Below are 10,534 nucleotides of genomic sequence, written 5' to 3'. Positions count from 1 at the left end.
CACGGCCAGGCCGCCGCGTTCCAGCCGAGCGCCTGCTGCACCTGGGCCTCGTCCGCATCGCGGGGCAGGCCGTCGGTGGCTCGCCCGCTGTCGGCCATCTCCATCACCAGCGCCGCCAGTTGCCCGCGCGCGGCCAGCCACTGCACGGCCTCGCGCTCCAGCGCCTGGTGTTCGGGGGCATCGTGCTGCTCGCCGATCAGCAGCACATCGGCGGGCAGCAGGGCTTGCACCTGGGCGAGCCAGGGGGGTGGGGGCGGCAGGCTCCGGGGGCGCATGCGCGCAGCCGGCGAGCAGGGCCAGAAGCAGGGTGGCAGCGAGGCGGGGGCCTCTCGGCCACGGCGCGGGGCCGAGTCGATGGGCTGCATGCCGGGAAGGCGATCGGGAGGGAAACAGGGTGCCGTGCATGGGCGCATGCTAAAGCCATGCCCTGTCGACCCGCGCCTTCCCGCGGCGCGACCCGGTGATGCAACGGATCAGCGGCGGGGGTGGGGGGGGGATGGCTGAGACCGTGCGCCCGGGACGGTTGCGACGACGGCACGCAGCGCGGGCACGCGCGCAGATGCGGAGAGGTCGTCAGCCGACCGGCGCCGTCCCGAACCGCATGCCGACCTCGGTGCCGTCGGCCGCCGAGCGCGCCCAGACATCGCCGCCGTGCATGCGGGCGATGGCCGCCACGATGGACAGTCCCAGGCCCGCGTGCATGCCCTCGCGGTGCCGGGCCGAGTCGCCGCGATAGAAGCGGTCGAACAGGCGAGGCAATGCGGCCTCGGGAATCGGTGGCCCTTCGTTGGCCACTGACACGCCGGGGCCGTCCGCACCGCCCGCAGCCAGCTTCACGCGGACGGTGCTGCCTGGCGCGGCATAGCGGCACGCGTTGCTGAGCAGGTTGGAGACGCCGCGCTGCACCAACCGTTCGTCCACCGGCAGAATGAGCTCGCCTTCCAGGGCTAGCCGCAGGCCCCGCTCAGCGGCGTCGGCCTCGTGGTACTCGAACAGTTCGGTGATGAGCGGACCCAGATTGCGTGGCGCATCCACACGCGCGCGCAGCCCTCCGTCGGCGCGCGCCAGGAACAACATATCGTTCACCACCGAGGCCATGCGCCCCAGATCTTCCAGGTTGGACGCCAGCGTTCGCGCCAACTCGGGCGCCGCACGCGGTCGCGACAGCGCCAGCTCGGTCTTGCCGATGAGCGCGGTGAGCGGCGTTCTCAGCTCATGCGCCACGTCGGCATTGAAAGCCTCCAGTTGCGCGCGGCCCGCTTCGAGCCGGTCGATGAGTTCGTTGAACTGGTCTACCAGCGGCGCCAGCTCGGCACTGCGCGCCGACAGTTGCAGATGCGCGAGTCGCCGGCCTGCAGACATCGCCTGGGTCTGCCGGGCCAGTTGGCTCAGCGGGCGCAGGCCATGCCGCACTACGGCGAATCCGAGTCCTGCGCTCACCAGCGCCCCGGCCGCGGTGGCCAGGGCCAGCAGGCGCGCCAGGGTCTGCTGTCGCTGCTCGTCCTCTGCGATATCGACATCGAAGCGGCCCCGCAGCGACCGCTGTCCGTCAGCCGACCGCAGCTCGAAGCTGCGTGAACGCACCTGCGGCGACAGCGTGTGTGCTTCGTCGTGGGGATCGAGGTAGAACGCCGAGCCGTCGGGGGGCAGCAGCTGCAGCCGCGAGCCCTGGCGCTTGACGGCGTTGGTCTGCAGCAGGTGCAGAAAGTCCTGGTTCTCGGGTCGCCACATCGCGCTGGAGGTTTCCACCAGCTTCTGGACCTTGATGCCCAAGATGCGCGACTGGGCCTGCTCCTGCAGCGTCTGCACCCCCAGGTATACGACGACGGAAATCGCACCCAGCAACAGCGCCACGCCCAGGCCCAACTGCAGCGCCAGGCGGCGCACCACGGAATGCGGCGCCCGCTGGCGGGGCTCATGCGTCGCCATCTGCACCCCCGCGGAACTCCAGGATGTAGCCCACACCGCGCACCGTGTGGATCAACTTGTGGCGGAATGCGTCGTCCACCTTGGCGCGCAGGCGCCGCACCGCGACTTCCACCATGTTGGTGTCGGAGTCGAAATGGATGTTCCAGACGCGTTCGGCCAACGTGGTGCGGGTCAGCACCTGTCCCTTGCGGCGCAGCAGCAAGGACAGCAGCTGGAATTCCTTGGTAGACAGCTCAATACGGCGGCCTTCGCGGCGCACATTGTGCGCTGCCAGGTCCAGTTCCAGATCGGCGACGCGCAGCACGGTCTGCTCCTGAATGCTGGCATGGCCCCGGCGAATCAGCGCCTCGACCCGTGCCCGCAGTTCGGAAAAGGCGAACGGCTTGACGAGGTAGTCGTCCGCACCCGCATTCAGGCCCAGTACCTTGTCGTCCAGCCGGTCGCGTGCCGTCAGCATCAGCACGGGCTGCCCGCCCTTGCCCCGAATGGCGCGCAGCACCTCGAAGCCGTCGCATCCCGGCAGCATGACGTCCAGCAGCACCAGCGCATAGTTGCCGACCAGTGCCAGCGCCCGCCCGCTGGGGCCGTCGTGCGCCACATCGACGCGGTAGCCGCACTCGGACAGCCCCTGGTGCAGATAGTCGGCCACGCCGCGGTCGTCCTCGATCACCAGCACTTTGTGCACCTGTTTCACCTCCGGGCCGATTGTGCCTGCACCCCCTGCGCGTTGGATTACCAATCTGTAATCCGTTCGAGCGGCATCGGTCAGCTGCGTGCGGACCATGGGGCCCTGCGCGGCGCGTGGGGCGACCGCGCACCCCGCCCACCGTTTTTTTGGAGTGCATCCATGGCCATCGTGACTCACCGCATGTCCACCCGCCGCACGTTCCCGCGCGGCAGCCTGGGCCCGGCCACGTTCCTGACGTTCGATCGATTGCCTGGCGCGCCCCGGCCAGTACGTCAGCGCTGGTGCCAAGGTCGTGGACACCTCACCGCTCTACGGCAGTGCGCAGGTAACCGTCGGCGACGCGGGACTGCTGCCTGACGCGTCGCAGCGCGGGCACACGGCGCGCTACGTTGAAGCGCTGGCCGGCTTCGGCAAGGTGCAGTCGTTGCCCTGGTATCCCGACAAGCAGAACCAGTATCAGGGGCTGGTCCGCCGGGCCCAGGCGGCATTGCGAGCGCGGCGGTGAGCGCGCCGCGTCATCACTCCCCCCGGCTTTCGCGTCCGACCTCGAGTCGTCGCTGTTCGGACTTCGTCATTTCACCAAGGATCAAAACATCATGGACCGCCGCAACTTCCTGCATGCCGCAACCACTACCGCCGCCACGTTCGCCGGCCTGGCCGCCTCGCCCCTGGCGCGGGCTCAGGCGCCCGGCCTGTCTGCCGCGCTCACCGAGCGGGGCAGCGTCCTGGCTACGCGGGGGCCGATGACCGACCGGGCGCTGCCCCGCAATGCAGCGGCTGCTCCCGGGCAACGTTATCGGCCCGCATTCCGCTTCGGCCTGGGCGGCACGCAGATCGGCAACATCTTCGCCGCCCTCAGCGACGCGCAAGCGCAGGCTGTGTTGCAGGCCGCATGGGACGCGGGCGTGCGCCACTTCGATACCTCTCCGTTCTACGGCTACGGCCTGAGCGAATACCGGCTGGGCCACTTCCTGCGCGGCAAGCATCCCGACGACTACGTCGTGTCCACCAAGGTCGGGCGCATGCTTCAGGCCAGCCGCGGGCCGCTGCCCAATGCCGCGCTGTGGGTGCAGCCCGCGCCCATGGCGTATCGCTACGACTTCACGGCGGCCGGTGCGCGCCGCTCGGTGGAGGACAGCCTGCAACGGCTGGGCCTGCCCAAGATCGACATCGTCTACATCCACGACCTGTCGCCCGACAACAGCGAACTGCCAGGCACGTGGCGCGACCACTTCGCCGTTGCGGCGGGCACCGGCGGTGCCATGGGTGAGCTGGCCCGCATGCGCGATCAGGGGATGATTGGTGGCTGGGGTTTCGGCATCAACACGCCCGACGCCGCCGTGCTGGCCGCTGAATCGGACGTGCCGACGCCCGATGTGGTGCTGCTGGCCTGCCAGTACTCCATCCTCGACCACGAGGTGGCGCTCTCGCGCACCTTCCCGGCACTGCAGCGCAAGGGCATATCCGTGGTCGTCGGCACGCCGCTCAACGACGGCTTCCTGGGCGGGCGCAACCGGTATCACTTCAGCGACCAGATCCCCGCGGGCGCGGCCGACAAGCGCGCGCGGCTGGCGGTGGTGGCCGACCGGCACGGCATTGATATCCGCACGGCGGCGCTGCAGTTCGCGGCGGCACCGGCGGTGGTTTCGGCGATCATTCCCGGCGCCCGCGCGCCCGGCCAGGTCCAGGTCAACGTGGCGTCGATGCGTGTGACCATTCCCGCATCGTTCTGGGAGTCGCTGCGGCGCGAGGGGCTGATCTCGCGCCAGGCGCCGGTTCCCGCCTGACACCACGCCGGCCCAGGAGTGAACGGATGACAACACCGAAGGCAATCCTGCACGGCACGGCCTGCGCACTCTTTGCGGTGGCCGCACAAGGTCAGGACCGGGTGTCCGTTGGCGACTTCGCCATTGATCGACACGAAACCACCATCGCCCGGTTCGCCGAGTTCGCGCAAGCCACCGGCCGTGTCACCACGGCGGAACGGAAGGGCGGCGGCCACGAATGGGGCCGCGGCTGGGAGCGCCGCGCTGGCTGGAACTTCCGCCGCCCCTTCGGCGTGCCGCCGGTCAGCCCGCAATGGCCCGCCGTGCACGTCAACTGGCACGAGGCGCGTGACTTCTGCGCCTGGGCGCAAGGCCGCCTACCCACCCGCGCCCAATGGACGCTGGCGGCTTACACCGAGCAGGGCGCAGGGACTCGTGCCGGCTTCGTGCGGGGCCGCACCTACCCGTACCCGACCGGCGATTCGCCTGAAGGCGCCAACACCAGCGGCACCGACGCCTGGCCGCGGCTGGCACCGGCCGGTGCCACGCGCGGTGGCGTCAACGCGCTGCACGACATGGGCGGCAACGCCTGGGAATGGCTGGCCGACCGGCAGGGCGATACCGCACTCACCGCCGGCGGCTCCTGGTGGTATGGCGCGGCGCAGATGCAGGCCGCGTCCATGCAATGGAAGCCGGCCGACTTTGACGTGGTGTATGTGGGGTTCCGCTGTGTCTACGATGCGCCCGTGCAGGGCGGTGCAAAGGCGCCCTGACAGGGCGGCGGCAGGCCGTTGCGATGCCATGCTGCCCCTGTGGCCGCACGGCAGCTTCAGTGCCTTCCAGAAATGACCCTTTCCTCGGCGCCTGCCAGGTCGCCCTTGGGGTCGACATGTGGTCTGATGGGGGCTCCTGGCGTGGAGAACCTGGTGTTGTGGACGCTCCAAGTGTGATGCACCCGGAGCACCTTGTGCGCTGCGCCTTTGAAGTCCACACCGGCCTTTGGCGGGCCAGGGCCATGCCCTCGGCGGATTCCAGGGTCGATGATCGGCTGGCATGCGCGGGGCCTCGGGGGCCTGCGATGCAGGTGCCGCGCTGCCGGGTCCAGGCGCGCGGCTGCGCCTTACACCTCGGTGACGAACTGCTCGCGCGGACGGCGCACCTTGGCCAGCGGGGCCAGCCAGTCCTGCTCGGCCTGGCGGTAGCCCAGCGGCAGGATCGCCACGCTGCGCAGCCCGCGGGCGCGCAGGTTCAGGATGCCATCCAGCGCGTCGGGATCGAATCCCTCCATGGGCGTGCTGTCCACCGCTTCGTAGGCCGCGGCCATCAGCGCGGCGGACAGGGCGATGTAGGCCTGCCGGGCCGCGTGCTGGAAGTTCACCTCGGCGCCGCGCTGCGGGTAGGTCCCCAGCAGCATGTTGCGGTAGTTCTCCCAGCCTTCGTTCTTGAAGCCGCGCACCGCATTGGTGTAGTCGAACATGGCGTTGATGCGTTCGGGCGTGTAGTCGTCCCACGCGGCGAACACCAGCAGGTGCGAGCCCTCGGTGATTTGGGCCTGGTTCCACGCGATGGCCTGGATGCGCTGGCGCACCTCGGGCTGGGTGACGAGCAGCACCTCGAACGGCTGCAGCCCGCTGGAGGTGGGCGCGAGCCGCGCGGCTTCGAGGATGCGCTCGACCTTCTCCTGGGGCACCTGGCGGGCCGGGTCCATCTTCTTGGTGGCGTAGCGCCACTGCAGGCGCTCGATCAGCGGGGTGGCATCGGGGCCATGGATGGCGGTTTCGAGTTCGGCGGCCAGTTCGGCGGTGGGGGACATGGTGGATTCCTGAAAAGGAAGGGTGGGATGAAGGGATGGGCAGGCGTGCCACCGGGAACCGGGAGCACCTTGCCTGGAATATGGCGCCAACGGCCAGGGCGCATAAGCCCCGGCGCGGGAATCACAGCGTTTCGATCCAGGAAACAAAAAAACGCGGCAGCGCGCGTGCCGGCTGCCCAGGAGGGGCCGCCATCGCGCAGCCCTGCCGTGCATACACCCAGGCGCTTTCACCCTCTGAAAAACCCTCGCCGTCCTCGTTGACATTGGGCAAGCCGGGCGGCGGGCCACCGGAGTAAAACGGGGGCCTTGTGCACCGTGGAAGCCCCAGCGACATGCAACGCGACCCCTTCATCCCCGTGGCGTCCGACGCCACCCCCGTGCAGCCCATCAGCCTGGACGTGCTGCGCGAAAAGTACCTCAAGCCCGGTGAGACGGAGGTGCAGGACCTCTACCGCCGCGTGGCGCGGGCCCTGGCCTCGGTGGAGCCCGCCGCCGAGCGCGCGGCGCACGAGGCGCGCTTTCTCGCCAACCTGCGCGCGGGGGCCATCGGGGCGGGCCGCATCATGAGCGCCGCCGGCACCGACATCCAGGCCACGCTCATCAACTGCTTCGTGCAGCCCGTGGGCGACTGCATCCAGGGCATGGACGACGGCGGCTACCCCGGCATCTACGAGGCCCTGCGCGAGGCCGCCGAGACCATGCGGCGCGGCGGCGGCGTGGGCTACGACTTCTCGCGCATCCGTCCCAAGGGCGCGCAGGTCAAGGGCACGGCCTCGCTGGCCTCGGGGCCGTGCAGCTACATCAACGTGTTCGACCAGTCGTGCTCCACGGTGGAGAGCGCCGGCGCGCGGCGCGGCGCGCAGATGGGCGTGCTGCGCATCGACCACCCCGACGTGCTCGAGTTCATCACCGCCAAGCGCACCCCCGGGCGGTGGAACAACTTCAACGTGTCGGTCGGCGTGACCGACGCCTTCGTGCAGGCCGTGGCCGATGGCCAGCCGTGGGACCTGGTGCACCCCGCGCGCCCCGGCGCCGCGCTGCTGGCGCAGGGCGCGGTGCAGCGCACCGACGGCCAGTGGGTCTACCGCACCGTGCCGGCCCGCGATCTGTGGGACACCATCATGCGGTCGGCCTACGACTTCGCCGAGCCGGGCATCCTGTTCCTCGATGCGATCAACCGCGACAACAACCTGCATTACTGCGAGGCGATCGCGGCAACGAATCCCTGCGTCACGGCCGACACCTGGGTGCTGACGGCGGACGGCCCGGCGCAGGTGGCCGGCCTCATCGGGCGGCGGTTCGGCGCGGTGGTGGACGGCCGTGTCTTCTGCACGGAAAGCGAAGGATTTTTCAAGACCGGCCACAAGCCCGTGATCGCCCTGCGCACGCGCGAAGGCCACACGCTGCGCCTCACGCCCGACCACCGCGTGCGCCGCGTGGCGCGGCAGACCCGCTACGCCCAGTCCCTGGAGTGGACGGCGGCCGGCGACCTGCAGCCGGGCGACCAGATCGTGCTGCACGACCACCGCGCGCTCGGCGGATGGGACGGTGCGGGCACCGAGGCCGAGGGCTACCTGCTCGGCCTGCTCGTGGGCGACGGCACCTTGAAGGCCGACAAGGCGGTGATCTCGGTCTGGGCACCCGAATTGCGGCAGGTGGGCAACGGCACCGTGGCCTATGCCGCCACCGGCGCGGCAGGCATCGTGCAAGCCGCCGAAGCTGCCGCGGCCACGTTGCCCCACCCGTCTGATTTCAGCGGCTTCCAGCGCCCCGTCGGCACGCGCGGGGAGGCCCGCATGGCCAGCGCGGCGCTGTGGCGACTGGCGCACGCCATGGGCCTGCGGCCTGGCCACAAGACGATCACGCCGGCCATGGAATGCGGCTCCTCCGCCTTCGCCGCCGGCCTGCTGCGTGGTTTGTTCGATGCCGACGGTTCGGTGCAGGGCGCCCAGGACAAGGGCGTGAGCGTGCGCCTGTCGCAAAGCGATGCCGATCTGCTGCGCACCGTGCAGCGCATGCTGCTGCGCTTCGGCATCGCTTCCACGCTGTACACCGGCCGCCGCCCCGCGCAGCACCCTGTGCTGCCCGACGGGCGTGGCGGCACTCGGGCCTACCCCACGCAGGCGCAGCACGAACTGGTGGTGTCCGGCGACAACCTGCAGGTGTACGCCGATCGCATCGGCTTTGCCGACACCGCCAAGGCCGCTCGCCTGGAAGCCGCCCTGGCGGGCGACCAGCGCCGGCTGAACCGAGAGCGATTCACCGCCACCGTGGATTCCATCGCGGCCGATGGGTGCGAGGACGTGTACGACGTCACCGTGGCCGACTGCCACGCCTTCGACGCGAATGGCCTGTATGTGCACAACTGCGGCGAGCAGCCGCTGCCGCCCTACGGCTGCTGCGACCTGGGGCCCATCATCCTCACGCGCTTCGTGCGCAACCCGTTCGGGCTGGCGGGCGCGCCGGCCTTCGATTTCGAGGCCTTCGAGCAGAGCGTCGCCACGCAGGTGCGCGCGCTCGACAACGTGCTGGACGTGACCTTCTGGCCGCTGGAGGCGCAGCGCGCCGAGTCGGCCGCCAAGCGGCGCATCGGCGTGGGTTTTACCGGCATGGGCAACGCGCTGGCCATGCTGTGCCTGCGCTACGACCGCGAAGCGGGCCGCGCCATGGCCGCGCAGATCGCCGAGCGCCTGCGCGATGCGGCCTATGGCGCGTCGGTTGCGCTGGCGCGCGAGAAAGGGGCGTTCCCGAAGTTCGATGCGGCCGGCTACCTGGCGCCCGGCACCTTCGCCAGCCGGCTGCCGCAGGCGCTGCAGGCGCAGATCCGCGAGCACGGCATCCGCAACAGCCACCTGCTGTCGATCGCGCCCACGGGCACGGTGAGCCTGGCCTTCGCCGACAACGCCTCCAACGGCATCGAGCCGCCGTTTTCGTGGACCTACAAGCGCAGGAAGCGCGAGGGCGACGGCCGCATGAGCGAATACGCCGTGGAAGACCACGCCTGGCGGCTGTACCGCGAGCTGGGCGGCGATGTGAATGCCCTGCCCGACTACTTCGTGAGCGCGCTGTCCATGCCCGCCGCCGACCACATCGCCATGATGGAGGCGGTGCAGCCCTTCGTGGACACCGCGATCTCCAAGACGGTGAACGTGCCGGCCGACTACCCGTACGAGGACTTCAAGGGCCTGTACCTCGCCGCCTGGCGCGCGCGGCTCAAGGGGCTGGCCACCTACCGGCCCAACACCATCCTGGGCGCCGTGCTGGAAACGCACGCGCCCGAGGCCGCGCCGGCCCCGGCCGCGCCCGTAGCGACACCCGCATCGGCCGCAGCCCCCATCGACCCCATGCGCACCGTGATCGAAAGCCGGCCCAAGGGCGCCCTGCCGGCTGTCGCCGAGAAGGTGGAGTACTGGACGCAGGAGGGCCACAAGACGCTGTACCTGGTGGTGTCGTTCCTGCCGGTGCCGAATGCCGGCGGCACGGGCACCGTGGACCGCGCCATCGAGTTCTTCATGCCGGTGGGGCAAAGCGGCGAATCGCAGCAGTGGATCACCTCCAGCATGCGCATGCTCTCGCTGGCCGCGCGCGGCGGCTTCCTGGAACGCGCCCTGAGCGACATGCGCAAGGTGGCGTGGGACCGCGGCCCCGTGCGCCTGGGCACGCGCCAGCGCGAGGACGGCACGCGCGTGCCGCTGTGGCACGACTCCGAGGTGGCCGCCATGGCCTATGCCATCCAGAACATCCTGGCCAGCCGCGTGCCGGACCCGGTGCAGCAGGTGCTGCCGCTGGACGAGCCCGAGGCGCCCATGGGCATGCCGCCCGCGATGGCCGGCAAGAAGTGCCCCGAGTGCGGTGCGCACGCGGTGATCCGCAAGGACGGCTGCGATTACTGCACGCAGTGCGGGAACCTGGGCACGTGCGGTTGAGGGGCGGCTAAGGGGCGGCTAAGGGGCGGGCAGGGCCGGTGGCCGGCGCCCGCTAGCGCAGGCCCAGCCGGGTGAGCTTCTTGATCAGCCCGGCGCGCGAGATGCCCAGGCGGCGCGCGGCCTCCGACTGGTTGCCCTGGGTGGCCTCCATCGCTTCCCGCACCATGCGGGTTTCCAGCTCGAAGATGGCCGCATCCAGCGCGCCGACGGGGGCGGCCGCTGCCGCATCGGCCGGGCCCGCATCCGGCAGGTGCGCCAGGTCGCCGCTGGCGAACCGCAACAGGTCGAGGTCGATGCGCAGGTGGCCCGGGGCGATGAGCGCACCGGCCGACTCCACCAGGGCCCGGAGCTGGCGCACGTTGCCCGGCCAGGGCTGCGTGGCGAGCCAGGCCTGGGGCGTCGGGCGCGAACA

The 10,534-nt window shown here is 70.6% G+C and carries 9 protein-coding genes; 4 read left to right on the top strand and 5 right to left on the bottom strand.

Annotated elements, in window-relative coordinates; genetic code table 11:
- The 3 genes from AC27KI_RS13790 to AC27KI_RS13780 all read right to left on the bottom strand — a co-directional run.
- Positions 1–275 (bottom strand): ChaN family lipoprotein (locus AC27KI_RS13790; protein ID WP_487114295.1); only part of this gene is annotated, 275 nt, incomplete at its 3' end.
- Between the two features lie 298 nt (positions 276–573).
- Positions 574–1,929: a heavy metal sensor histidine kinase gene (locus AC27KI_RS13785; protein WP_487114293.1), complete on the bottom strand. Its 1,356-nt coding sequence runs from the start codon at positions 1,927–1,929 to the stop codon at positions 574–576.
- Positions 1,916–2,614 (bottom strand): heavy metal response regulator transcription factor, encoded by a 699-nt coding sequence (locus AC27KI_RS13780; RefSeq protein WP_487114291.1) that lies wholly within the window; start codon positions 2,612–2,614, stop codon positions 1,916–1,918. The genes AC27KI_RS13785 and AC27KI_RS13780 overlap by 14 nt, the downstream gene beginning before the upstream one ends.
- A 295-nt stretch (positions 2,615–2,909) precedes the next feature.
- Here AC27KI_RS13780 and AC27KI_RS13775 point away from each other — a divergent pair, with 295 nt between their 5' ends.
- From AC27KI_RS13775 to AC27KI_RS13765, 3 genes are all read left to right on the top strand, one after another.
- Positions 2,910–3,122: a hypothetical protein gene (locus AC27KI_RS13775; protein ID WP_487114289.1), complete on the top strand. Its 213-nt coding sequence runs from the start codon at positions 2,910–2,912 to the stop codon at positions 3,120–3,122.
- A 91-nt stretch (positions 3,123–3,213) separates the two neighbouring features.
- Complete coding sequence (locus AC27KI_RS13770) at positions 3,214–4,404, top strand: aldo/keto reductase (protein WP_487114287.1); 1,191 nt, start codon at positions 3,214–3,216, stop codon at positions 4,402–4,404.
- 26 nt (positions 4,405–4,430) lie between these two features.
- Positions 4,431–5,156: a formylglycine-generating enzyme family protein gene (locus AC27KI_RS13765; protein ID WP_487114285.1), complete on the top strand. Its 726-nt coding sequence runs from the start codon at positions 4,431–4,433 to the stop codon at positions 5,154–5,156.
- Between the two features lie 347 nt (positions 5,157–5,503).
- On the opposite strand, the gene AC27KI_RS13760 is transcribed toward AC27KI_RS13765, so the two are convergent.
- Positions 5,504–6,196 (bottom strand): nitroreductase family protein, encoded by a 693-nt coding sequence (locus AC27KI_RS13760; RefSeq protein ID WP_284431109.1) that lies wholly within the window; start codon positions 6,194–6,196, stop codon positions 5,504–5,506.
- A gap of 332 nt (positions 6,197–6,528) precedes the next feature.
- On the opposite strand from AC27KI_RS13760, the gene AC27KI_RS13755 reads away from it, so the two are divergent.
- Positions 6,529–10,122 carry an LAGLIDADG family homing endonuclease gene (locus tag AC27KI_RS13755; protein ID WP_487114283.1) on the top strand — a complete coding sequence of 1,198 codons (3,594 nt, stop codon included), beginning with the start codon at positions 6,529–6,531 and terminating at the stop codon, positions 10,120–10,122.
- A gap of 52 nt (positions 10,123–10,174) precedes the next feature.
- On the opposite strand, the gene AC27KI_RS13750 is transcribed toward AC27KI_RS13755, so the two are convergent.
- Positions 10,175–10,534 (bottom strand): helix-turn-helix domain-containing protein (locus tag AC27KI_RS13750; protein ID WP_487114281.1); only part of this gene is annotated, 360 nt, incomplete at its 5' end.

The sequence above is a fragment of the Acidovorax sp. KPB24-03 genome (genome assembly GCF_057546605.1).
Note: the sequence above shows the minus strand (reverse complement) of the source record. Positions and strands in the feature narration are given on the sequence as shown.